The 23355-nt window shown below is 44.9% G+C and carries 22 protein-coding genes; 3 read left to right on the top strand and 19 right to left on the bottom strand.

All coding sequences use genetic code 11. The features are described from left to right. Positions 1 to 38: 38 nt before the first annotated feature. The 8 genes from grpE to gpr all read right to left on the bottom strand — a co-directional run bounded on the left by grpE (position 39) and on the right by gpr (position 8672). The gene (gene grpE / locus ACDJ59_RS04345; RefSeq protein WP_036668567.1) at positions 39 to 602 is read right to left on the bottom strand and encodes a nucleotide exchange factor GrpE; all 564 of its coding nucleotides are present in this window, start codon (positions 600 to 602) and stop codon (positions 39 to 41) included. A gap of 44 nt (positions 603 to 646) precedes the next feature. Beyond that, a complete protein-coding gene (hrcA, locus tag ACDJ59_RS04340) occupies positions 647 to 1678 on the bottom strand; it encodes a heat-inducible transcriptional repressor HrcA (RefSeq protein ID WP_036615092.1) in 1032 nt (343 codons plus the stop codon). A 254-nt stretch (positions 1679 to 1932) separates the two neighbouring features. After that, entirely contained in the window at positions 1933 to 2403 is a 471-nt protein-coding gene (locus ACDJ59_RS04335; RefSeq protein ID WP_017687214.1) for an N-acetyltransferase, read from the bottom strand. Between the two features lie 118 nt (positions 2404 to 2521). Beyond that, positions 2522 to 3706 (bottom strand): radical SAM family heme chaperone HemW, encoded by a 1185-nt coding sequence (gene hemW, locus ACDJ59_RS04330; RefSeq protein ID WP_036668565.1) that lies wholly within the window; start codon positions 3704 to 3706, stop codon positions 2522 to 2524. A 148-nt stretch (positions 3707 to 3854) separates the two neighbouring features. Continuing rightward, entirely contained in the window at positions 3855 to 5669 is a 1815-nt protein-coding gene (lepA, locus tag ACDJ59_RS04325; protein WP_413407795.1) for a translation elongation factor 4, read from the bottom strand. 145 nt (positions 5670 to 5814) lie between these two features. Then, the gene (locus ACDJ59_RS04320; RefSeq protein ID WP_413407794.1) at positions 5815 to 6174 is read right to left on the bottom strand and encodes a hypothetical protein; all 360 of its coding nucleotides are present in this window, start codon (positions 6172 to 6174) and stop codon (positions 5815 to 5817) included. Between the two features lie 54 nt (positions 6175 to 6228). Next, positions 6229 to 7524, bottom strand: a complete 1296-nt coding sequence (locus ACDJ59_RS04315) for a stage II sporulation protein P (protein WP_413407793.1) — start codon at positions 7522 to 7524, stop codon at positions 6229 to 6231. A gap of 146 nt (positions 7525 to 7670) precedes the next feature. Continuing rightward, entirely contained in the window at positions 7671 to 8672 is a 1002-nt protein-coding gene (gene gpr / locus ACDJ59_RS04310) for a GPR endopeptidase (protein ID WP_413407792.1), read from the bottom strand. 175 nt (positions 8673 to 8847) lie between these two features. Here gpr and rpsT point away from each other — a divergent pair, with 175 nt between their 5' ends. Next, complete coding sequence (gene rpsT / locus ACDJ59_RS04305) at positions 8848 to 9120, top strand: 30S ribosomal protein S20 (RefSeq protein ID WP_024628504.1); 273 nt, start codon at positions 8848 to 8850, stop codon at positions 9118 to 9120. 189 nt (positions 9121 to 9309) lie between these two features. Here rpsT and holA read toward each other — a convergent pair whose 3' ends face one another. From holA to ACDJ59_RS04290, 3 genes are all read right to left on the bottom strand, one after another. Then, complete coding sequence (holA, locus tag ACDJ59_RS04300; RefSeq protein ID WP_036668560.1) at positions 9310 to 10326, bottom strand: DNA polymerase III subunit delta; 1017 nt, start codon at positions 10324 to 10326, stop codon at positions 9310 to 9312. A gap of 256 nt (positions 10327 to 10582) precedes the next feature. Next, complete coding sequence (locus ACDJ59_RS04295) at positions 10583 to 11866, bottom strand: zf-HC2 domain-containing protein (protein ID WP_413407791.1); 1284 nt, start codon at positions 11864 to 11866, stop codon at positions 10583 to 10585. After that, the gene (locus ACDJ59_RS04290; protein WP_017687205.1) at positions 11863 to 12411 is read right to left on the bottom strand and encodes an RNA polymerase sigma factor; all 549 of its coding nucleotides are present in this window, start codon (positions 12409 to 12411) and stop codon (positions 11863 to 11865) included. The genes ACDJ59_RS04295 and ACDJ59_RS04290 overlap by 4 nt, the downstream gene beginning before the upstream one ends. Positions 12412 to 12762: 351 nt before the next feature. On the opposite strand from ACDJ59_RS04290, the gene ACDJ59_RS04285 reads away from it, so the two are divergent. Next, positions 12763 to 13065, top strand: a complete 303-nt coding sequence (locus ACDJ59_RS04285) for a hypothetical protein (RefSeq protein ID WP_076211684.1) — start codon at positions 12763 to 12765, stop codon at positions 13063 to 13065. Positions 13066 to 13311: 246 nt separating this feature from the next. On the opposite strand, the gene ACDJ59_RS04280 is transcribed toward ACDJ59_RS04285, so the two are convergent. The 5 genes from ACDJ59_RS04280 to ACDJ59_RS04260 all read right to left on the bottom strand — a co-directional run bounded on the left by ACDJ59_RS04280 (position 13312) and on the right by ACDJ59_RS04260 (position 18297). Further along, a complete protein-coding gene (locus ACDJ59_RS04280) occupies positions 13312 to 14751 on the bottom strand; it encodes a polysaccharide deacetylase family protein (RefSeq protein WP_413407790.1) in 1440 nt (479 codons plus the stop codon). Positions 14752 to 15466: 715 nt separating this feature from the next. After that, positions 15467 to 16243, bottom strand: a complete 777-nt coding sequence (locus tag ACDJ59_RS04275; protein WP_413407789.1) for a DUF3298 domain-containing protein — start codon at positions 16241 to 16243, stop codon at positions 15467 to 15469. A gap of 170 nt (positions 16244 to 16413) precedes the next feature. Continuing rightward, a complete protein-coding gene (locus tag ACDJ59_RS04270; RefSeq protein ID WP_413407788.1) occupies positions 16414 to 17304 on the bottom strand; it encodes a DUF3298 domain-containing protein in 891 nt (296 codons plus the stop codon). Further along, positions 17301 to 17813, bottom strand: coding sequence for an RNA polymerase sigma factor (locus ACDJ59_RS04265; RefSeq protein ID WP_413407787.1), 513 nt, complete (start codon positions 17811 to 17813; stop codon positions 17301 to 17303). The genes ACDJ59_RS04270 and ACDJ59_RS04265 overlap by 4 nt, the downstream gene beginning before the upstream one ends. A gap of 259 nt (positions 17814 to 18072) precedes the next feature. Beyond that, positions 18073 to 18297, bottom strand: a complete 225-nt coding sequence (locus ACDJ59_RS04260) for a hypothetical protein (RefSeq protein ID WP_413407786.1) — start codon at positions 18295 to 18297, stop codon at positions 18073 to 18075. A gap of 272 nt (positions 18298 to 18569) precedes the next feature. Here ACDJ59_RS04260 and ACDJ59_RS04255 point away from each other — a divergent pair, with 272 nt between their 5' ends. Further along, on the top strand, positions 18570 to 19019 hold the full coding sequence (locus ACDJ59_RS04255) for a hypothetical protein (RefSeq protein ID WP_413407785.1): 450 nt from the start codon (positions 18570 to 18572) through the stop codon (positions 19017 to 19019). Between the two features lie 15 nt (positions 19020 to 19034). Here ACDJ59_RS04255 and ACDJ59_RS04250 read toward each other — a convergent pair whose 3' ends face one another. From ACDJ59_RS04250 to ACDJ59_RS04240, 3 genes are all read right to left on the bottom strand, one after another. Next, complete coding sequence (locus tag ACDJ59_RS04250; RefSeq protein ID WP_413407784.1) at positions 19035 to 21911, bottom strand: ComEC/Rec2 family competence protein; 2877 nt, start codon at positions 21909 to 21911, stop codon at positions 19035 to 19037. A gap of 102 nt (positions 21912 to 22013) precedes the next feature. Then, the gene (locus ACDJ59_RS04245) at positions 22014 to 22532 is read right to left on the bottom strand and encodes a deoxycytidylate deaminase (RefSeq protein WP_145323337.1); all 519 of its coding nucleotides are present in this window, start codon (positions 22530 to 22532) and stop codon (positions 22014 to 22016) included. A 40-nt stretch (positions 22533 to 22572) separates the two neighbouring features. Beyond that, positions 22573 to 23211, bottom strand: a complete 639-nt coding sequence (locus ACDJ59_RS04240) for a ComEA family DNA-binding protein (protein ID WP_413407783.1) — start codon at positions 23209 to 23211, stop codon at positions 22573 to 22575. Between the last annotated feature and the right edge of the window lie 144 nt (positions 23212 to 23355).

Here is a 23355-nt window from a genome sequence, read left to right as displayed (position 1 = left end):
TTCAACCATGGAGCCGACTCATTCCTTCCTATAAGAAATTATGAGCTGACTTTTACCATAGCTGGACGAAGCACTTTATCTTTCAGCATGTAGCCTTTTTGGACTTCCTCAACAACGATACCTTCTTCGTACTCGTCGCTCTCCACTTGCATAATTGCTTGGTGGAATTCAGGATTGAACGGTTGTCCTACCGATTCCATAGCCGTCAGACCTTCATTATTCATCACGGTTTCCAATTGACGGAAAATCATTTGGATGCCCTTGGAGAAAGATTCGACCTCTGCTCCTTCCGGTACAGTAGCCATGGCGCGCTCGAAGTTATCAATAACCGGTACCAGTTCGGTGACCAGCTTCATCGAAGCGTATTTAGCCAATTCTTCTTTTTCCTTCTGCGTACGACGACGGAAGTTATCAAAATCAGCCTGTGCACGGACATAACGCTGTTGTTGCTCCTCAGCTTCTGCCTTCAGACGTGCAAGCTCATCCTGCTCCTGACCAGCCATCTCTTCAGCTTGTGCTTCTGCAGCGCCAGCTTCATTAATAGGCTCCTGCTCAGTTGCTGTTACCTCTTGTTCTTCTGTAAATGATTGCTCCTCTTTCAAGATGTTCACCTCCTTATACGAATGAAATGGTTCATTCCCGAATCTTATTTGAAACGATGTGTCAGCATCGCCGTCAAGTCACGGGATAGTGTATTTAGAATATGAATGACACGTGCATAATCCATCCGCGTGGGTCCTAGAATACCGATCGAACCCAAAGCCTCACCGTCCAATGAATAGGAGGCTGTAATCAGGCTGCAGTTGGCAAAGGCTTCATGATCATTTTCAGTGCCGATTCGCACTTGAATACCAGATCCACCCGGCACGGGCATCATCAATTTCATGAGTGTTGGTGTCTCTTCCAGCAGGTCAAGAATATCTTTTACCTTTTCGATATCTTTAAACTCCGGTTGAGTCAACATATTGGTGGCACCACTGAGGAACAGACGATTATCATGTTCATTGTCAAAGGCACTGTTCAGCACCTGCATAACTTCCTCATAACGTGTAATATGCCGTTCCATCTCTTGCCCAAGTTCGGTATAAAGACGGGATTTCAATTTGTAGATTGGTACGCCCACAAGTTTGGTATTTAACAAGCGAACCACATTTTCCATCTCGGCTACCGAGATTTCTGGTGGAATCTGCACCGTCTTGTTCTCCACTTGACCTGTATTGGTCACGATGATTGCCACAGCTTCACTCTCGTTCAGCGGAAGCAATTGGAAGTGACGTAAGGACGTATGGAAAACTTCTGGTCCAAGCAGGATCGAAGTATAATTCGTCATATGTGACAAAATATTGGATGCATGCTGAATAACTTGTTCCATGACGTTCAGTTTTTCAGCAAAGAACGACTTCAGATCATCCAACTCCTGAGGCTCCACCTGATTCCAGGGAACCAAATGATCGACATAATATCGATAGCCTTTATGAGAAGGAATGCGTCCAGCCGATGTATGAGGCTGTTCCAGGAAACCCATATCTTCAAGGTCCGCCATTTCATTACGGATCGTCGCCGGACTGTATCCAACATCTCCCCTTTTGGAAATGCTCCGGGACCCTACGGGCTCAGCTGAACGGATATAGTCATCCACTATAGCGTTCAGAATCATTCGTTGACGCTCTGTTAACATGGTGAGTATCCCTCCTTCTGACTGTACTGTCCCATGTCGTTAGCACTCCGGTTAGATGAGTGCTAAGCGGTAATACAAAAATACCAAACTGACGTGAACATTGTCAAGTGAGTTTGATGAGTGGGCTCATCTATTTATAGTATAGACCAATGTCAACGAGTCCTAACAACTTTATTGAACATACTTTGAAGTAAAAAAGGACTGCATGTAGGGCAGAGGCTGACTCGGCTCGATCCATGCAGTCCATTCAGTTGTTATGCTGAAACGTTAAGCTCTTTTAATACCGCAATCTCATCGCAACAATCCTGCTTACTGCAATGAACACAGTCGGTCCATACTTTCTCGGGGAAAATCTCTTTTTCCACCACGGCAAAGCCGTTTTTGAGGAAGAAGGACACTTCATATGTCAACGCCATTACCTTTGGAATCTGTTGTTTCTCGGCTTCTTCTACCAGTCGATCCAGCAATCGGGAGCCAATACCGAGCCCCTTGTGTCCTTCCGAGATACCGAGTGATCTGACTTCCACCAAATCATTCCCCAGACGACAAAGCGATCCGCAACCCACGACTTCACCATCGACTTCGGCTACAACAAAGTGCTCCAGTTGTCGGTGCAGTATTTCCCGTGAACGCGGAAGCATGATCCCACGCTCTGCATAGCCCTTAATCATTTCATACAGTGGTTCAACATCTTCCGGCACGGCTTTTCTGCATATTACCGACATCCTGCTCTCCTCCTATTACCAAGCTTTCCAGAGGAAAGCTGACTTCGTAGTTGTTAAATTAACACGCTCTGTAAAATCAATATGAATAAATATACAACAGAGCGTATAGAATTTCAAGCTATGAATTCAGCGATATGGACCCGATAAACTCCGCAAAAACGTCATTTCCGAACAGGATGCCCTGCTCGCTCAGTCGGAAGCCATCTGCCGTCCGCTCAAGCAACCCTGCGTTCAACATTTTGCCCAAAGGCTTCGCAAACACTTCTTCCATGGACTCTCCGAACTGTTCGCTAAAGCGTGAGGCCGAAGCTCCCTCCAACATTCGCAGTCCAACCATCAAATAATCTTCCATGGCTTCCGGGCGAGCAATCTCAAAATGATCCAGACGAGGCAGTCCTGCTCGCGAAGCTTCAACATAAGGATTTATACCTTTAATATTCATATGCCGTTCGCGGCCCACATATCCATGTGCACCTGCACCCAGACCGTAGTAGTCCTCATTACGCCAGTAGGTAATATTGTGACGACTCTCGAAGCCCGGTTTGGCAAAGTTACTGATCTCGTATTGTCCATAACCTGCTTCTTTCATACGTCTCATTAATAGAAGATACATCTCCAGCTCATCATCTTCATGAGGAAGTGGCAACTGGTTCTTCTGATACAGGGTATGGAAAAGTGTATTCTCTTCGACTTTCAGGCTGTAGATGGAGTAATGCGGCAGATCCAATTCCAACGCTTTGTCGATACTCTCATTCAACATTTCAACAGTCTGGTTTGGCAAACCAAACATCAGGTCAATGGACAGGTTATTCAAGCCTGCTTTTCGAGCATTCTCCAAACTGCGATATACATCATCCGTATTATGAATACGCCCAATGCCTGTCAGCAGATCATTCTGAAACGCCTGCACGCCAAAGCTGACACGGTTGACCCCGCCCTCTTTCATCGCAGCGAGTTTCTCCGCATCTGTGGTTCCCGGGTTGGCTTCCATCGAAAATTCAATATCGTCCGCCCAATTTGGGAAATATGTCTTCACGGAACGAAGAAATACTGCCATCTCATCCGGTTTCAGAGCTGTTGGCGTACCCCCACCTACAAATATGGTCTTGATCTCACCCGGTGGATTGGCCTTAACTGTATGTTCCATCTCCCGTTCCAGCGCTTCGAGATATTGCATCACGGGCTGATCTTTCAGAACGTAAGAGTTAAAGTCGCAATAAAAACATTTATTCGTGCAAAAGGGAATGTGAAGATACACCGCTTGGGGCGCACCTGTCTTCCGGCTGTGTGCTGCCAATGTCATGGCAAGTCCCCCTCTATTTGAAAAAAGGAAAGCCATCCGGCTTCCCTTTCAGCTTAGTTATTTAATATTCTGTGTTGTACCCGAAATTGAATTCTCCTTAATCTAATTTGAATACACACATTCTGTGTTGTACCTCAAAATAGATTGTTTAATCATCAATTTTCAGTACCGCCATGAATGCCTCTTGTGGCACCTCAACGTTACCAACCTGCTTCATCCGCTTCTTACCTTCCTTCTGCTTCTCAAGCAGTTTCCGTTTCCGCGAGATGTCACCACCATAACACTTGGCAAGTACGTTTTTACGCATTGCTTTTACCGTCTCACGAGCAACGACCTTGGTACCTACAGATGCCTGAATTGGCACCTCGAACATTTGCCGTGGAATCAGCTCGCGCAGTTTCTCACAGACAATGCGTCCGCGGTTATAGGCACGGTCACGGTGAACGATGAAGGAAAGAGCATCCACCTGTTCGCCATTGAGTACAATATCCATTTTTGCCAGATTGGACTGACGGTAACCGGACAGCTCATAATCCAGCGATGCATATCCTTTGGTACCGGATTTCAACTGGTCGAAGAAGTCATATACAATCTCGGACAACGGAATCTGATAGGTAATGGTAACCCGGGTTGTGTCCAGATATTCCATATTTACATATTCACCGCGTTTAGTCTGACACAGCTCCATAATGGTACCTACATAATCATTCGGTACGATAATATCTGCCTTGACGTATGGTTCCTCAACGTAATCAATCCGTCCCACCTCAGGATAGTTGGATGGGTTGTCGATTTTCATCACTTCACCATTTGTTAAGGTGACGTGATAGATTACACTTGGTGCCGTTGTGATCAACGGAATGTTAAACTCCCGCTCGATCCGCTCCTGGATAACATCCATATGAAGCAGTCCAAGGAATCCGCAACGGAATCCAAAACCAAGTGCACTGGATGTTTCCGGTTCAAAGCTCAGAGACGCATCGTTCAACTGCAATTTCTCCAACGCTTCACGCAGATCAACATAGTCCGATGTTTCGATCGGATAGAGACCACAATACACCATTGGGTTAATTTTACGATAACCCGGCAAAGGTTCCGGTGTTGGATTTTTGGCATCCGTTACTGTATCCCCGACTTGTGTATCGCCAACATGACGGATACCTGCAACGATAAATCCAACATCCCCGACGTTCAACTCGTCCACGATGGTCATACGAGGTTTGAACGCTCCAACTTCAATGACTTCAAATGATTTACCTGTTGCCATCATTTTGATTTTGGAACCGGATTTGATTTTGCCGTCAACAACACGTACATATACGATTACACCTTTGTACGGGTCATAGTGCGAGTCAAAAATCAGCGCTTTCAAAGGCTGCTCAGGATCACCAGTTGGTGCCGGAACACTTTTCACCACTTGTTCCAAAATTTCTTTGATTCCGATTCCTGATTTGGCCGAAGCCAAAACCGCATTACTTGTGTCCAAACCAATAACATCTTCCACTTCCTGCTTCACCCGTTCAGGATCAGCGCTCGGAAGGTCAATTTTGTTGATAACCGGTAAAATTTCAAGGTTGTTATCCAATGCCAGATACACATTGGCAAGTGTTTGGGCTTCAATTCCCTGAGCCGCATCCACAACCAGCAGAGCACCTTCACATGCAGCAAGACTGCGTGATACTTCATACGTGAAGTCTACGTGTCCCGGTGTATCAATCAGATTCAATAAATACTCTTCACCATCATCCGCTTTGTAAGTCAAGGCTACTGCTTGTAGCTTGATCGTTATTCCACGTTCACGTTCAAGGTCCATTTTATCCAGAACTTGTTCCTGCATTTCACGTGAAGTGAGCGCACCTGTGTGCTCCAAGATCCGGTCCGCAAGTGTTGATTTGCCGTGATCTATATGTGCAATAATAGAAAAGTTACGAATTTTACGTTGTCTTGCCCGAATGTCAGTCATTCCTTACCCCCAGAAACAGCCTAGTGTCAATCACTTCATTATAACAGTTGAAGCACAGTGCATCAATCCCGTGATGTCTCAACTTTATAATAAAGTGCCATCATGCACTCCCAGAGGTTATATTGTACCTTTAAATCATGGTATTTTATTCAGCAACGCCGCTAAAAAGGGAGACTACCCACTTGATTCCACTATATGAGAGATTTTGCAATAATCCAGCCGTTTTGTCTGCCAACACATCAACCGGAGCCTTATTTTGATCCGCCCCAAGCACTTGGCTTGGTGACTGAACAGGTACAAATGGTGGTTCTTTAATTTCCTTTTGGACAGGTGCAGTCGGAACAGATTCGGTCACCGATGGAGTTGGCTCAGTTGTCACAACGGTTGACGTGCCTCCTGATGAATTACCCATATGAAAGTTGCTGCCTGCCAGCTGCATTCCAAACAGAACACCCAGCAACATTAATACAGCGATGGATAACAGTCTTTTACCGAATCTGGACATATGCTTTGCCTCCTGTCACTCTCTACTATTTTGTTCTTCATACATATATAGTCCCTATCCACCCTGTGATGACGTTTCTGCACTGGCTTTGTCCACCTTCTGATCTTCCCAATACACTTGGGCAATCATGTCTGCTAGAATCTTCGATGTCCGTTGGAGCTCAGCTCCTGTGTTGTCGATGCCACCAATCTCAATCAAAATGCTGTTGGGTGAAAGGGTTTGGTTATACTCTCCATTGTTGGCTCCTCCACCATCTTTGCCCCACACACCACGGGATACCCCAGGATACTTGGCTTCCAGTTTCTTATGAATTTTCGCTGCAAAGGCTTCATTCTGCCGCCAATTTGGATTTTCATGTCCAATAATGAAATACACTTTGGCGTAGCCCAAGTCATTAATAGTTGTTGTTGTTTTGCCATGACGTTGTGAATCGCGATGAATGTCTATGAGATACGTCAGATCATCATTTTGAGCGAGTGCCGCTTTTACCGTTTGACGGGAGTATTTATAGGAATAGTTCCAGTTATAGTCCTTTACTTTAGTGGGGTAATCATCCTTGGCGTGTTCTACGCCGATTCCCAGCTTCTTCAGACTGTCTGAGAGGTAGGTTCCCACTTGAAATACATTGCCTGTTGATTTGCCTGATGATGGATTATCACTTTTTGTACCTAGCAGTGGATTGTAGCCTTCCCGTGGATGGGAATGATAGATAAGAATTGACTTTTTGCCTGTTGTCGGTGAGCCTGAATTGTCTTTCTCACCATTCTTCGCTGGGGGATCTTCTTTACCTTCTCCATCTCCAGGCTCACTCGACTCAGGTGGATCCGTATTGTCCTGTCCTGGTGGAACATGCAGCTCACTACCGGGTTTCCCTCCACCTGCGGAAGCCGTATCCGTAAGACCGGGACCGGGCTGATAATCTTCGGGAGCCTCGGCTTTTTCATTACCAGATCCAGGACGGAGCAGAACAGGTTGGTTGGAACCCATGCCCGGCATTTCTCTCGCAATCAGGCTTTTGGGATCTTGAGGATTTACATTCGTTAGTAATTGGAAAACAAATGAGGTGAGATTCTCACCGGATATGGCAGAGGTCTGTTCCTTCTGGGTGAGATGAGGCATCTCCATACCGAGCATATCGACGAAAAAGCGGCTTGATACGGCACTCGCAAATCCTTTCATGGAAGAAACGGGTGAATTATTCAAGCGTTTCTCTGCCATCCCCCCCAGACCCAGTACAACAAAAAACAAGGCAGATATGATCATAAGCAACAACAACGTACGGCCCATGGCCAGCACGTGCAGACATCTTTTTTTCCACTTCCCAATATTCCAGGCCAATATCTTGTTCATTCTGCTGTCTCCTTCCCTGCTGGACAACTCTTATACTTCAACTCTATGAGCCGGCCCAAATTGATAGAACAGGAAAATGAAAGATTCCAGAAACAAAAAAAAGAAAGTCCGATAGATTCGGACCTTCTTCTCAACAGTTTTAAGTTTTAATGTGTATAGGCGGCTACGTTATCTGGATTCACGGCATCATGGAGTGCGGCGTTAAGTCCTGTAGCGATAACATTGGCAATTCCCTCAATAAACTCATCGATTTCCTTTGGGGTAACAATGAGGTCATGACCTAGTGGCTCCAGTACCTCTTTCACCAGACTCAAGCGCTCTTGCTCACCGATGTCGTCCAGCATACCCATGATCTGTTTGGTCTGATCCGTTTCCTGGCGGAAGTGTGAACGCATCATCTCAATCACATTGTTCACGATGGTGGACGCATAACATACGGTTGGTACTCCGATGGCGATGCAAGGCACACCTAATATCTCACGGGTCAGGCCACGCCGTTTGTTTCCAATACCGGAACCAGGATGAATACCAATGTCCGCTACCTGAATCGTTGTATTTACACGTTCCAAGGAACGGGAGGCCAGCGCATCAATCGCAATAATGGCATCCGGCTTGGTCCGGTCTACAATCCCCTGTACGATGTCACTGGATTCAATGCCCGTTGTACCTAACACGCCGGGAGCAATCGCGCTGACTTCCCGATACCCTGGCGCAACCTGATCTGGCACCAATTCGAAATACTGACGCGTCACCATCAGATTTTCCACAACAAGTGGACCGAGTGAATCCGGGGTGACATTTAAGTTGCCCAAGCCCACAATCAAAACCTTGGATGTCTTGTTAATTCCCGCCTTAACCATAAAATCTTCCATTTCACGTGTGAACTCGGCAGCAACTCGCTCCTGTAACTCGGTATCACCATTACGGAGTGAAGGTACTTCCAAGGTCACATAGTGGCCCTTTACCCGACCAATGGCCGTGGCTGCTTCTTCAGTCAGGACATCAATACGTGTAATCGTAATGCCCTCTTTTTTCTCCACATCTTCCCGTAGTCCCGGAATCGTCTGTTTCTGCCCACCTTGCGCCATTTCCTTGGAGTCGATCGCCAAATCGGTACGAACTGTATAGTTTTGCAAATCCAGTGTCATTCTGTCCTTGCCTCCCTTACCGCATTTGAGCATATTGTGTGGGAAAAAGGGTTTCTTTATACAGCATGTCGAACATCGTAGGAATATCTGTTGCATTTTACATGCTAGCGTGATAGAATATTTTAAGTTGTGAAACGTTTGTATTCATGCAAATGCCTTACAGGAGGTGAATGTAATGCCAAACATCAAATCCGCTGTTAAACGCGTAAAAACGAGCGACAAGCGCCGCGCACTCAACGCTTCCCAGAAGTCTGCACTCCGTACAGCTGTTAAAGCTGCTGATGCTGCTCTGGTAAGTAACGAAGTTGATACTGCAAAAGCTGCGATTCAAGCTGCTTCCAAAAAGCTGGACAAGGCTGTAACTAAAGGTCTGGTTCATAAAAATGCTGCAGCACGCAAAAAGTCTCGCTTGGCGAAAAAACTGAACGCTCTTTCCGCACAAGCGTAAGAAGCGTTACTTATACGATCCAATGGAAAAATCCTGAACAGCATAGGCTTTCAGGATTTTTTAGTATCTGATTCGATAAGTATAAGACACAAACAAAAGCGACCTTTATTCCGATGATTTAACTATCATGGAGCAAAGGTCGCTTTGTTTGTTATTCACACTAGTAATCTATTACGTTTACTTATCCATTCATGCACCAAGTCTCAATAAGAACAGCTCCAGACCAAGCACTTTATCCACCGCTCCTGTTTTCATCTGGTAATCCAGTTCGCTGAGGTGACTCAAAATCATTCTCAGACGTTCCGGCTGAAATTTACGGGCTTGCTCACCTGCAATCTTAACAGCATACGGATGCAGACCTAGCTGACTGGCAATCTGCTGCTGGGAGTAACTTTGTTGGCCCAACTCTTTCACCTGGATCATGATCCGAAACTGGCGTGCAATTAAAGCCGCAATTTTAATCGGTTCTTCCCGCTGCTTCAGCAACTCATAGAACAGAGCCAATGCCTTCTCTAATCGCAAATTAGCGAGTTCCTCCACCAGTGAAAATACATTCTGCTCTGTACTACGGGCAACCAGTGACTCGATATCAGCACGCTTGATTGTCCCCCCATTACCCGCAAACAAACATAACTTATCTACTTCAGCAGACAGGGTCTGAAGACCTGTTCCTGCATAGCTGATCAACGTTTCCGCCGCTCCCGTCTCCAAGGAAACATCCCGCTGCTTCGCAAGTTTCACTATCCAATTCAATAACTCTTCTCCACTGAGTGGAGCAAAAGCAAGAACTACTGCCTGTTTCTTGACAGCTTTCACCAGTTTCTTACGCTCATCCAGCTTATCCCCTTGGGCCAGGAAAACAATCGTACTGTAATCTGCCGGATTTTCCATATATGTAAGCAGACGATCAACCTGATGTTCAATCTTGGATTCTTTACCTGCGGTGAACAGGCTCGCATCCCTTACAATAATTAATTTGCGGGGAACTAGAAAAGGTACGGTCTCTGCTTCTTCAATAACGACCTCCACAGCCGTTTCAGACAAATCATATGGAATAATCGCAAAATCACGATGTTCTTCTTCAATAACCTGTTCTTTTAACATATCCGTAAATTGCTGTATCTGGTACTTCTCCGTTCCGTACAGCACATATATCGGTGCCGTTTCTCCATTACGTATTGCCTTTGTTGCACTTTTTACATCCATTCACGGCGCCTCCTTATCCCTCTTATCCTACCAGAAAAAACGCAAGACAACAAAGGGACCTTACATCCAGTTATGGATGAAGGTCCCCTGTCCTACATCTATATAAACGCTGACACCAGCAGTTCTAGAAAAAGCCGGTGCGCGGTCATACGACGTCAGTTGCTTGAACTGAGATAGGACGTTTTGTTACTTCCACTATATGCTTGTCATACTGAAAATGTTCTTTCGTTTAGAGGAGCGCACTCCCCATTTTTAATCATTTCGCAGGAGCTCCACCTGAAACAGCAGGTACATTAAACGAGTTCTTCGCCGTTGTTCCGTCCTTGTCCGTTTCGTAATTAAACAGGGTACCATCCTTCGACCAACTCGCTGACTTCAGTGTCCCCTCTATACTGCGTTGTTCAACCAAACTTAGAACATCCGGTTCGCTCACAGGTTTGGAGTATATGCTGATTTGATCACCAATAAGCATAACTACATAGGAACCGTCAGGTGACTTCCATTCTTTTGGTGCTGCTGTTGTGGTCATTCCCTGATCCGGTCCTGCTGCGAATCCTTTGTTACCTCCAGAAGCGTCTGCACCTGCACTGGAATCAGGTACAGTGTTACCTTCAACCGGAACGTCTTCAGTTATATTAGGTGTTGTATCCTGAGAAGTGAAGGATTGCGCATCTCCATTTTCTGTTTCTGTTACTCCACTCTCTTCCCCATCTGCAGAAGATTTAGGAGAATCTTCTGATCCCTGAATTCTCTGCTCAGAATCTTGGTTCTGAACCGGATTCTTCTGATTATCGGTCGGAGGAGTTTTGGACGAATTATCCTGCGGTCCTTTATTCGGAGCAGGCGTTGATTCTGTAGCCGGTTGTTTAGGTGTCAGATCTACCTGAACTTCAGGCTCCTGTACCTCATCTCCACCGTTCTCTTCAGGCATTGTTTCTACGTCTTGGTTATCTGGTTTAGTTGGTGAAACATTCGATTGATCCACAAACACATCGTTGCTGCTTGGTTGGGACGAAGTGGCAGGATCATAATTTTCAATATTCTTGCTTAATGGATTCTCGTCCACATTGCCGCTCTCTTGAGAAGCTCCAGAGCTCATCAGCATGGAATCGGCATTCTCAATCTGTTCAGGTGGATTTCCCCAGATGGCGAATCCCAATATAACTGCCGCAGCCGCTGCACCCATGGACATACGTCCTGCCATCGAGTTAAGCCATTTTTGCTTCGTTTTCCGCTCACTTGAACGATGTAAATTCTCAAATGTAGCGGGGACAGGATTCATTTCCTGTATGGTGCTACTTTGTTCCTTCCGCGCTTCGTCAATGGCATCAAGCTGTGGCATAATCGCATCAACCAGACTAAATTTCGGGCTTACTTGCGGTAATTCTTCCAGTTCTCTGGAAAGAGCTCTGAGTAAACTAAAATTCTCGGCGCACTCCGGACACTTCGCCACATGCTGTAGCATCTGCGCGGTTTCCGCCTCGCCCAGATCATGATCCAGATAGCGGTGCATCCATTCCACCACCTCTTCGCATTTCATCCTGTCACACCACCTTTCTGATATTCCTGTAGTAGATTCTGTAATTGCTGCCTGGCTCTAAATAAATAAGATTTCACCGTATTCAACGGAAGATCGAGACAATCCGCAATTTCATTGTAGGATAAGTCCTGCAAATATCTTAGAACAATAACGGTACGATGGTGCTCGGGAAGCTTGTTGATCGCATCCTGAATGTCCTGGGCCACATATGTAGACATGACCTCGTACTCCACATCCTGATTGTCCTGAAAAACCATGTCATGTTCGTCAATGGAGACAGACGGCTTGGTTCTTCTGAATTTATCAATACAGATGTTCGTGACGATGCGTTGTACCCATGTTTTGAATTGGGCCTTTTCTTCGTATGAGTTGATTTTGGTGTAAATTCGGATCAACGCTTCCTGCGCAGCATCCAAAGCGTCCTGTTCATTATTTAGAATGTAATATGCGGTCCGATAGACATGTTGTTCAATCTCCCGCAATAGGGTAATTAGAGCGTCGCGATCGCCCGATTGAGCGGCTCTGATGAGTTCCGGCTCTACCACAAAGGATCCCCCTCTCCCTGCAACCTTACAGACGTGATCATCAATAAAATTGTTGCAAAGTTAAGTATTTTTTTAATTTGCCATAACAAAATAACGGCGTATGTATTAGGGCGGCTGAAATCTTCTCTTAGAATAACAGAAATTGCATAACGAGTCACCAAACGTATCCAAAAGGGATTCCATTACTTACACGACTCAATTCAAATGCAATGGCATACATTATAGATAAGCACTTTTTTGGGTCCTAAAATAAAAAAAGTCGAAATTTGTCCAAATTTAAGCTGTTTTTAATGCAATTTTCATGAAAATAGTGTATTGTAAATTTACATTCATAAACACGAGGTGATGAGCATGCCAGCTCTTGCGAAAATTCAAGCTTTAAAAGAACAAATGCCCAAAGAATACCAAAGTATTTCCCACTTTGTGGAACATGCATTGGACTCCATTGATACTCTGGTCGAGGAACATCGGAAGTACGTAGCTGCACAGGCATTATACGGCGATAAAATCGTTGGATCGGAAGAACGCTTGTACAGAGAAACCGTACTTGATGTCAGAGCACAGCTGTTGATGACTCTTGAGAAAACGGTAGAAGATCTGTTGCACAAGGGCGACAAACACTGGAACAAACACTTTAAGGATGGCGTTGAGTAGTTCTTATATTTCTTCTACACTTTGGAAAAATGGCCCGTTTTCCGATATTCTCCCTCCTGGAGTGTAACGGAAAGCGGGCTTTTTTTGTGCTGTGCTGTAACCTGCATTCAAATGAAACAGCAAGGAATGATTTTTAAATCCAAATAAGTGAAGGTCGGTTTATATAGGATAGTGCAAATCCATTCTTATAGAAGAGGTACAAACCTTAGAAAAACGAAGGTTTGTACCTCTTTTTGTGTGATGAACTTATCGATTATAATAAGGGCCATTTCCTTTGGATTCATTCAAGGACAACAACTGAGAAACCGTTACGAATTGGTAGCCTTGCTTTTTTAGTGATTTAAGCATTTGGGGCAGCGCATCAGCTGTAGAAGCGTGAATATCATGCATAAGTACAATCGAACCTGATCTGATGTTTTTAGCAACCTCTTTATTTACAGCTTGGGCGTTCCGGCTTTTCCAATCCAGCGAATCCACAGACCATAAAATAATGGGTGTTTTCTGTTCTTTGGTGACTTTTTTGACTGATCCATTCATAGCACCATAAGGCGGACGGAATAGGGTAGGTTTTTCTCCAGTCGCATCTTCGATTCGGTCCGATGATTCTTTGATTTGTTTGCGTACCTCACTCAGGCTCATATTCGCCAGATTCGGATGACTCTTAGAGTGATTGCCGATCTCGTGGCCAGCCTCAGCAACCTTTTTAGCCATATCAGGATAATACTCTACTTGTACGCCCAGCATGAAGAAAGTAGCCTTCGCGTTGTACTCCTTCAAAGTCTTTAGAACTCTAGGTGTCACCTTTGGGTGAGGCCCATCATCAAAGGTAAGAGCCACATATTTCCCTTTAGGATCAAGCGGAGGCTGAGTTGGCCTCTTCCCTTTTGGTTCATCGTTATTTTCATAAGTAATATTCCATTTTTTAGTAAGGTCCTTCTTCAAGTAGGAATGCAAGGATTTCAGTGGAATGTTCACTTGGACCGTTCCGGCTGCACCAGCAGCGATCTCGTATTTATTAAAGTATAAAGTAAAGACTCCGTTACCTATGGACCATTTCCATCCAGATGGATTTTTTATAGATTTTTGAAGTTCTGCTTCGAATACATAAGAGTGAACGTTTTTCTGTTTCTTCAATTCTTCCTTCACGATGGACATAATATGGTTAACAGCTGCTTTGTCATAAGTCATGATATCAGATAAATTCAATATTTTATTTTCAGCTGTGTCGATATTAAAAGATTTTATTATCGATTGTCCATTAGCACCGCCTGTGGTGATTTGATAGGAAGTGAACACTAAACTATATAAATGGTCATTAATTTTATTCGTATCTACTGTAATATTCAATTCAGCACGATGATCGCCTTGAAGCGTTTTTGCACCGGTCCCAACCTGGGCTAAGAATTTCTTTTCCTGATCATTGACCCACGTCTGAATAGGAGTATTAATCTCCTTGCTGTTTGAGAGAACGTTGCTAATCGACAGTATATAATGCTTCGTATTCTTCGTCCTTGTTTCGATATTTAGGCCTGGGTATGCACTGGGCGACACTTCAACGTTCTCTGTAACGCTGTGGTTCCCAGCTAGAACATTTTGCACCATTAGATTGATTCCTAGAATCCCGCCAGCTAATACAATAAATCCAACCAGCCAAACGGGCCACCGTGTTTTCTTCCTTTTGTTCATTTCAAATCATCCTTATCTTTATTCTAGTCATAAAACTGCAAGTCATTGTACGATACCTGATGAAAAATCAACCACCAGTTATTCACATAAAACATCGATGACAGAAAAGCACCACTGAGTGCCATCACTCTCGACAGATCGATAATGAGGAGCCACGCAAATCCCCCTGAGCCCATTTGATATTAAGATGGTAGGCCATGACAGCCATGACAGATAATGCCCTTAAGCCATCAAATCCTGGTATATAACGTTTACCATCGCCTCGTACCGGTGCAAAGTTCCGGATTAAACTTCCGAAATGATTCATGTTGTCGTGCATTTTGCTTTCGTCCCTATCCTTTTTGATTTGTCGCTCATAGGCAGGACGCCGAGCTTGTGAAAAAAGTTTTCTCCAATTAATGTAATCAATGAAGAGAACAAAACATTTTCATGGAACTTCTACCTTTAGAACTAAAAAAAGCATCCCGTAAGAAGAGAGTCTTCGGGATGCCACATTCAGAATAATCGTCATGTTTCCAGCATAAGACTTGAATTAATGTTGTACTTGTACATTTAAAATGTCGGACACAAATTGGATTGCGCGGAAAACTGATTTTTATGAATCGAAGTGGCTGCGCCGAGCGCTTTGGGAGCCATTTTCGAGAAGAAGCAAGCTGCCACCTTTTTCAGATCCAACTTTACTGCGATTTCTGGCTTCATATCATTCGGCTTTGCCTCAGAGGCTGGCATTCTTCAAATTGAAACGGAACTCCGGTGAACCCACATATCCCGGCGCGATACTGTATTTTGGGAAGACGATAACCAGTTCGCCTTTTTCAATATAAAACGACTGTTCCGTGAACGTCCCTTTGAATTCTTCCAGGAAGTATTGATCGGGATCCTTTCTCATTTGCGCAAGAATATTTGCATCAAGCTTTTCTTTATAGTTAGAACCGAGGAGATCCTCCAGTGTCACGCGCTGAGCCGCAGAGGCATTTTTCAAGTTGTAGGTATCGATCCGGGGCATGCTTGTTCCGCCCCTGTAACCTTCCGTGATTACTTCAAGCGAAACTACTCCTGCCGGGTTTCCAGTTCCGTCCGACTTTAGCTTATAGCTGACGTAAAATTCATAGGGGTGGAACTTCTGGTGATTTACTTTTGCCTTTTTGGCCGTTTTTGCGGCATCCTTCTCCCACTGAGCAAGATCCTTTTGCGCACGGAATAAAAGGATGCCATTCAGTTCATTCTGGTATCTGGTGTCCAGCATGCCGTCCAGCTGCGGTACCTTGATGTTCACAATAAGGTTCTTGCTTGTTGTGCTCAGTACCTTCTCCACGATTTTTACACCTGTAGCCGAAGGGACGGTTGCTTGTACCTTAGAGCTGACAGTTACGTTCGCTGAAACAGGTGCCGAGGCCAGCGCATATGCAGATAAGCTCGCTGCGCCGACGCCGAGCATGGCTACACAGCCCATGGCCCCCATCTTCATGTATTTTATCGTTTTCTTTTTCATAGCTTTCATCCTCCATCTCTTTGTATGAGTGTCTAATCACGCACACTCATTGGCTAGACGCATGAGATGGTTCAGAAAGTTTTGGAAAATCAAAAACAGAACAATGTCTCTTCGACCAAAGTACTAACAAAAAAAACCGGCGCGGGGTACCCCATCACCGGTCTCTTCCATTACTTAATGTATTTGTTATTAATCAGAACGTCTTTCAACACATCCGTGGGAATGACGAATTCCACAGAACCCATATAGCCTGGCGCAACGTCATATTCGTTGAAAGCAATCACCAGCTTGCCGTCGTTGTTGATATAGAAGCCTTGATCCTTCGCGATGCTCTGGAACTCACTGGTGACCGGCACGTCGGTAGCTCCCGGAGCCCAGTAAATCTTATTAGGGTCCGCTTTCATTTGCCCCTGCATCTGCTCTTTAACGTTGTCGCTGATGAGCCGTACATAACGATCGTCCTTGAACAGCATCGGCAGAGTTATGAGGATTTGGTTTTTCTTATCGATCGTATCAAACTGAAGCTCCTCCGAGGATGAAGCGGCGGTCTTGACCACGTATCTTTGTATAGATAAAATCTCGTCGTTGTCCGTCTTCACTTCATATCCGACATCAAGTCCCAGATGGCCTCCGCCTTGCTTCTTCAATTCGCTGATTTCCGCCTGGAACTTTTCGTAAAGCGCTTTGTTCTCCTTCATATATTTCTCGTTCAACCCGCTTTGCAACTGCTCATTCTCCATATCGGTAATGGAAGGCACTTTAATATTCGCATTGTAATTAGACTCGTCAACCAAGTATTCCTTGAACGTGAACACCTGGATAATCCGGTCCACACCTGGTATGGATGACAAGGCTTTCGCTACAGGAGGACTGACATTGATCGCAACAAGGAACATGAACGCAGCCGCACTGGAAACGGCTAACCATCTGTACTTTGAGCCGCGGCCCCTCCTTCCCTCCTTAGAGAATTTATGAATCGATTGGTTTACAATGTTATCCAATTCATCAGGAATGGGTATTTCGTGATATTCTTTTCGCAGCTGTTCCATATTATTGTTCATCTTACTCGATCTCCTTTGGTTGTTTCATCATTCATTTTGATTCGCAATAGCTGATGCGCCTGATACAGCCTTGTTTTAATCGTATTCACATTCTCATCCAGTACAGCAGCAACTTCTTCGATCTTCATGTCTTCAAAATATCTCAGTATAATGACGCTCTTGTATTTATCCGGCAAGGATTCGAGCGTTAACTTCAAATCAATGTCCGTATACGTATCTTCTGCCCCGAGGCTGTAGGTTTCGATCATTTCATGATCCATCGCCTGAACCTTTTTGTTTCTGCGCAGAAAATCCAGGGCGGTATTCACCACAATCCGGTAAAACCAGCTTTTGACCGCGTCTGGGTTCTTCAAACGTTCGAGATTCGTCATCGCTTTGTATATGGAGTCTTGTACGATATCCAGGGCATCATCCTTATTTTTGACATAGCTATAAGCAAGTCGGTATACGTTCTCCTTATGCTCGGTAATACAGTGTGTAAGAATTTTTTCAGTTTTCCTATTGAACATGGTCGAATTATCCCTTTTCTATATAAATCTTTTGTCGTAACAAGAAGTAAGACGTATACGGGTTCCCAAAAAGTTTTCGCATCCAAAAATTTTTTTTACTTCTGCAAATCGTTCAAGGCCCTCACAAGCAGCTCAGCGTAAACCTCGGCGTCTCTATTAAATGTACCTCGTCCTTTTAAAAATAATCTTCCCTTCATTCACTTGCCGAATACCAGTCTACTACCGATGACTGAATTCATTTGAAACTTTTGTAATGTTCTCATTGACGGTATCCTGCCATTTCCAGCATGAAATATTTCAATTCCTCTTCAGTGGTTAGGCCTTCTCCGCTATAGAAACAGTAGAAGCCGGTACCATCTTCTTTGTGTGAATGTGCCGTGAATGCTGACAATCTCACTAGGCTGAAGCCTATCGGATCTATAAGTCGTTTGGTAGTCTGTAGCGCCTTTGTCGTTGTAGACTTTCTATAGCAACGATATTTCATATTTTTAATCCGTCCCCTTCTGATCTGCGCCGGTGGGACCACGCCTCCCCTCCCTCATTTCCTACCCTGCTACTACCAAAAATTATGTCACCACCATGCAATTAAGAAAAAAGTCGTTTCGCAGCGAAACGACTTTTTCTTTTATAGGTCAACTCAGTGCTTTTTTTCTCTGTTTCCCACTTTTCCTCAACATGTGTATGTTAAAATATAGTAACTCCCTTAGCCTATCCTCTTGTTGAATATAGTTATTTAAGATGGAGGTTAATATTCGAATGACAAAAACCCATAGAATCAATAGGCCGCGCGGAAAAATACTTGCAGCTGTATTAACTGCAGTTCTCATTTCACTTGCAATGGGGATATATCACTATGTCCCTATAGATGAAAGATTAGAGAATACTTACTATTATTCATTCGGGTATAAATTTGCGGTTGGTTTATTGATTAACCTCGCTATTTTACTTTTCTTAATTACGCCACTTTCTATATTGGTGGATGGATTACTTTTATACAGAAAAAAAGATAATACGTATTTACGATTGCTCGTTGCTATTGCCGCATATGTTCTATTAGGCTTCATAGGTGGGATCATCTACTCGATATTTACACTTAACTTCAATACTTTTTCTGCTCAAACTATCCACATTATTGCAGGATCTCTTGTCTTTTTAGCATTCCAGTTGATATTGAATAAGCTACCCTCTACTTCTGCAAACCGATAAATAGATCGCGTGCCGTCACTCAACCCCAACCAACTTGTACCGAATATCAATCTTTCCATCTTTCACTCTCATCTGAACCTCACCCATCTGATCTGTTCGATAAATCTCTGACCCGGTAGCCTCCAGACGTTCCATCACTCCCGGATTGGGATGCCCATATGTATTGTTAACACCGGCAGATATGACGGCAGTTCTGGCGTTCCAGTATTGGAGCCAAGCTTCGGTTGAAGACGTTTTACTACCATGATGAGCGACCTTTAGAACGTCAATGGATACAGACGCCGACGCCGCTGAAGCATCTTTTGAATCAACCTGCAACGGCCGTGTAAGTACCCGTTGTACAACTCCCTCTGTAACTCCAATATCTGCACCTTTCTGTTCAAACTGGGCAGCCAATGAGCCATCTTGAATCATATAGAGCAGGTCCTGCTCTGCCGCAGCATCCATATCTCCGGTGAACAACATGGAAGCCCCGGCCATTTCCAGCAAAAAGACAACTGAATCATGATTCTGATGTTCAGATACAGGCAAATTGCCCGATACATTTACATCCATATGTGCCAGATCCGGAGCTATAAAATGTAAACTTGTCTCTTTATCAACCTTATAGGACATGCCTTGCTGAATGGCGTACAGAGGAATTTTACGTTCCATGGCTGTGTCCAGTAATTTATCAAAGTTTTCTTTACCACTGGTTGTGCCATTAAACATGAAACGTTTAACCGGAATCTGTTCCAGCACAGCATGTAGTCCTCCGGCATGATCCTGATCGGCATGCGTTACAATGACAGCATCCAGTTGATGGATGCCTCTCTTTTTCAATAGAGGAACAACCACCTTGGCACCTACCTCATACGGATCACGTCTTGTTTTCCACGATTGTTCGGTGTTCCCAAAACTAACCGTTCCCCCGCCATCCACCAGAATGTGTTTGCCTTCCGGGGTTGTAATCAATGTGCTGTCCCCTTGTCCAATATCCAAAAACTGCACAATGCCGGTTCCAGCAGGCTTCGGAGTCTGATATGCCCACCATAATCCAGCAATAAAGCTGATTGCGAGCAACCCGCACAACCATTGCTGAGCTTTACTCATTCGTTCATTTGAATAATATCCTGCACCTCGTGCGGTAAATGCACTTGTATACTCCGGCCAGGCAATACTGGCTCCTAATGTCGTTAATGAAGTTTCTTTTCCATCTACACGATTCCTACCTTGATCCTGTGCCACGGTAGACATCGAAGAGCGAATGCCCACATTCCCCATGGAAACTGAAGGTTGTCTCCTCACAAGAGGAGCCGTCTCTTCCTCAACAAACGCTGTTTCTTGCTGCTCACCATTGCCACGATGCAACAGGTAGAGTAAGGCATACAACACAGCATAATATGCGGCGATCCATAACAAGGGCGGTGTTGCCCAGATCAATACAAAACCTGGCAGGCTGTTCATCCACTCCACGCTTACAAAAGTCAGTTGATTCAGTTTCATCGCTATCCATGCGAGGGGTTTCGCCAAAGGAATCCATATGAATGACAATAACATGGCGACCGTCCCCAGAGGTAATACAATGGCACTGATCAAAGAAACCAGCAGAAAGTTGGCCACAAATGAGAGTAATGAGAACTGATTGAAATAAAGAATGGTTACTGGGAACGAAATCAACTGAGCGGTCACGGTCACGGATGCTGTCGCTGCCAGAGATTTAGGCCAACTGCTAAACAGTCGGTTTATCAGTGGCATATAGATCATCAAACCTGCGGTCACGAGAAAGGATAACTGGAAGCTCACGCTCAGCAAAAAGTACGGCTCCCACCACATCATCAGTAATGCTGCTGCACTAATCATCTGAAGGCCGTCTCTGGCGAGGCCACGACGTGCCATATACAGACCAATCATGGACATAATTCCTGCCCGAATCACTGAAGGTGATCCACCGGATAACAGTACATAAGCTGGCACCAGGATCAGAACAATCGTGAGTGCCGTTTCTCTGGTAAGCCTTAGCCAAGATAGAATGAGAAGCAACGACGCAACATATACAGCGACATGGGTTCCGGAGATTGCCAGGATATGCGTTAAACCCAGTTGTGAAAACTGACCATAGGTACCGGGATTGATATCATTAGCCATCCCGATAATAAGACCCTTCATATATCCTGCATGAGGCTCAGGAAATAACTGCTCAACCGCCGAGCCCAACTTATGCCTAGTCCAATCCGTCCACCGTAGTACGTTATATTGTCCAAGTCCCTCAGGAGCAACTGCTGTGACCGAACTGGCTCCCTTCACTTTGAACAACCAGTGGATATGCAGGGTTCGCAAGTAACTGCGATAATCAAACCCGCCAAAGTTCCTGGCTTCACCAGGAAGGACAAAAGAACCATTAAGCGTAATCAAATCGCCCCTCTTCCAGCCCGCTGCTACCTGTTGTTCTTCTTCCTCCAACAGTCTGACTTGTACCATCAATTGTTCATCTATTTTGAATGCAGATGATGTTGCCAGATCTGTATCTGTTGATGAATTCGATATTGATAATATTGAAGACATCTGAATCTTAAAGTCAGCCCGATCTCCATCAATGCGTACATCTGACACCAGCTCACCCTGAATTTCGGCTGACCAACCGTCCAGCGCATCAGCAGAGATATGCATGGTCTCCGGCAGACTGCTATGATTGCGTGCGTCATTCCACTCCCAATGTGCAGCACCTCCAATAAAGGAAGCGAGTAAAAATAAAACAGACCATCCACGTACATCCATAAAATGAAGTAGAAGTGGCAGACATGCCAGCGCTCCAATGAACCCCCAGATTAACGTCCAGCCTGTTAACGCGCATGCCATCCCGCTCCCGCACAACCAGCAAATCGTAAAACTTAGTAACGGTCTGCCTTTCATTCCTTCCCCTCCTTCATTTCACCCATTGAACGCAGAAAAACCCCCGGAAAGCCGATTCAGGCTTGCCGGAGGTTCTCCCTCACATATTAAAACATATTCATATTAGTTGCTCACGGTCATCATCGTTTCCCGCGGAGGCTGGTAATTCTCCAGTCTGCGGAACGTTATGCCCTTCTGTTGCATCATATTGGTAACCTTGCCGGTATCTTTAGGATAAGAACGATGAAACACGATTTCTGTAATCCCGCTATTCGCCAGCATATTGGCACATGTCCAGCAAGGTTCGTCGGTCACATAGACAGACGAACCTTCACGGTCAATTCGATCTGTGAATAAAAGCAAGTTTTGCTCCGCATGTATTGTGCGAATGCAGCGTTGCTTTTTGACCATTTCTTCTTGTCCATCGGTCACGACCAACTCATATTCTTCCGATATCATGCAACCTGCTTCGGAACAATCCGGGACGCCCGTGGGTGCACCATTATAGGCTGTTCCAAGAAGTTTCTTTCCCTGAACAAGCACGGCACCCACGTGACGACGCGAACAGCGGGAACGGGTCGAGACCATATATGCAATGTCCATAAAATACGTGTCCCAGTCCTTGCGTACCTCTGTACTCATGCTGCTTTCCTCCCGCTCAACACAAATTTTTATTTTAATATTACCGGATCTGCACATGCGGTGCCATCTTCTCCAGCATCTTCATGCCGATTCCTTTGACCTTCGTCAGATCACTGACTTTTGCAAAAGGACCATGTGCATTCCGATAGTCCACAATAGCTTGAGCTTTCTTCTCCCCAATTCCGGGAAGCTCTATAAGCTTGGAGACAGGTGCGGTATTCACATCAATCTTGCCATTGTCGCTAGCTTCCTCACGAACTACAGGTGGATTACTGTTCGAGCCCGTCTCGGAGGTAACCGAAGGATTCGAATTCGTACTTTGCGCCACTGGTTCAATCGAAGTAGCAGCATCTGAAGGATTATCATTCGTCTGACTTGTAGTTTGAACAACTGAATCACCTTCAACCCCAACGCTCGCAAGCTCTTTAGACTCATCTGCCTTTGCATCATTTCCAGTCTGCAGCCCACTTGCCTCGGTTCCCGAAGAAGATGCTCCTGTATTGCCCTGAACCGAATTAGCCGACTGTACAGCAGGGAGTTCCTGCTCTATCGTCGGCTTCTCGGTGCCGAGCTGCAAGGGTTCCCAGCCACTAGGTGGTTGTTCACTTTTGCCCGACCATAATATAAGTATACTTCCAACCACCGCAGCAGCAATGGTCATCCCTTTGTTCCATCTCATTCTTCCACACCTCTCCCTGAATTCAAAATCATTCATTTCGAACACGGGCGGTGCTTCCGAACCGTTGTACTTTCCTGATGAAACAAGTTGTTCATTTTTCATGTCATGTGAAACAGGTCCTCACGCATAGAATAGAGGGAATGA

The sequence above is a fragment of the Paenibacillus amylolyticus genome (assembly GCF_047302515.1).
GTDB classification, from domain to species: domain Bacteria; phylum Bacillota; class Bacilli; order Paenibacillales; family Paenibacillaceae; genus Paenibacillus; species Paenibacillus amylolyticus_G.
Note: the sequence above shows the minus strand (reverse complement) of the source record. Positions and strands in the feature narration are given on the sequence as shown.

Excerpts from the sequence above, each read along its gene's own strand:
- hrcA (WP_036615092.1), bottom strand. The coding sequence starts at position 1,678 with ATGTTAACAGAGCGTCAACGAATGATTCTGAACGCTATAGTGGATGAC.
- ACDJ59_RS04335 (WP_017687214.1), bottom strand. The coding sequence starts at position 2,403 with ATGTCGGTAATATGCAGAAAAGCCGTGCCGGAAGATGTTGAACCACTG.
- hemW (WP_036668565.1), bottom strand. The coding sequence starts at position 3,706 with ATGACATTGGCAGCACACAGCCGGAAGACAGGTGCGCCCCAAGCGGTG.
- lepA (WP_413407795.1), bottom strand. The coding sequence starts at position 5,669 with ATGACTGACATTCGGGCAAGACAACGTAAAATTCGTAACTTTTCTATT.
- ACDJ59_RS04320 (WP_413407794.1), bottom strand. The coding sequence starts at position 6,174 with ATGTCCAGATTCGGTAAAAGACTGTTATCCATCGCTGTATTAATGTTG.
- ACDJ59_RS04315 (WP_413407793.1), bottom strand. The coding sequence starts at position 7,524 with ATGAACAAGATATTGGCCTGGAATATTGGGAAGTGGAAAAAAAGATGT.
- gpr (WP_413407792.1), bottom strand. The coding sequence starts at position 8,672 with ATGACACTGGATTTGCAAAACTATACAGTTCGTACCGATTTGGCGATC.
- rpsT (WP_024628504.1), top strand. The coding sequence starts at position 8,848 with ATGCCAAACATCAAATCCGCTGTTAAACGCGTAAAAACGAGCGACAAG.
- holA (WP_036668560.1), bottom strand. The coding sequence starts at position 10,326 with ATGGATGTAAAAAGTGCAACAAAGGCAATACGTAATGGAGAAACGGCA.
- ACDJ59_RS04295 (WP_413407791.1), bottom strand. The coding sequence starts at position 11,866 with ATGAAATGCGAAGAGGTGGTGGAATGGATGCACCGCTATCTGGATCAT.
- ACDJ59_RS04285 (WP_076211684.1), top strand. The coding sequence starts at position 12,763 with ATGCCAGCTCTTGCGAAAATTCAAGCTTTAAAAGAACAAATGCCCAAA.
- ACDJ59_RS04280 (WP_413407790.1), bottom strand. The coding sequence starts at position 14,751 with ATGAACAAAAGGAAGAAAACACGGTGGCCCGTTTGGCTGGTTGGATTT.
- ACDJ59_RS04275 (WP_413407789.1), bottom strand. The coding sequence starts at position 16,243 with ATGAAAAAGAAAACGATAAAATACATGAAGATGGGGGCCATGGGCTGT.
- ACDJ59_RS04270 (WP_413407788.1), bottom strand. The coding sequence starts at position 17,304 with ATGAACAATAATATGGAACAGCTGCGAAAAGAATATCACGAAATACCC.
- ACDJ59_RS04265 (WP_413407787.1), bottom strand. The coding sequence starts at position 17,813 with ATGTTCAATAGGAAAACTGAAAAAATTCTTACACACTGTATTACCGAG.
- ACDJ59_RS04260 (WP_413407786.1), bottom strand. The coding sequence starts at position 18,297 with ATGAAATATCGTTGCTATAGAAAGTCTACAACGACAAAGGCGCTACAG.
- ACDJ59_RS04255 (WP_413407785.1), top strand. The coding sequence starts at position 18,570 with ATGACAAAAACCCATAGAATCAATAGGCCGCGCGGAAAAATACTTGCA.
- ACDJ59_RS04250 (WP_413407784.1), bottom strand. The coding sequence starts at position 21,911 with ATGAAAGGCAGACCGTTACTAAGTTTTACGATTTGCTGGTTGTGCGGG.
- ACDJ59_RS04245 (WP_145323337.1), bottom strand. The coding sequence starts at position 22,532 with ATGAGTACAGAGGTACGCAAGGACTGGGACACGTATTTTATGGACATT.
- ACDJ59_RS04240 (WP_413407783.1), bottom strand. The coding sequence starts at position 23,211 with ATGAGATGGAACAAAGGGATGACCATTGCTGCTGCGGTGGTTGGAAGT.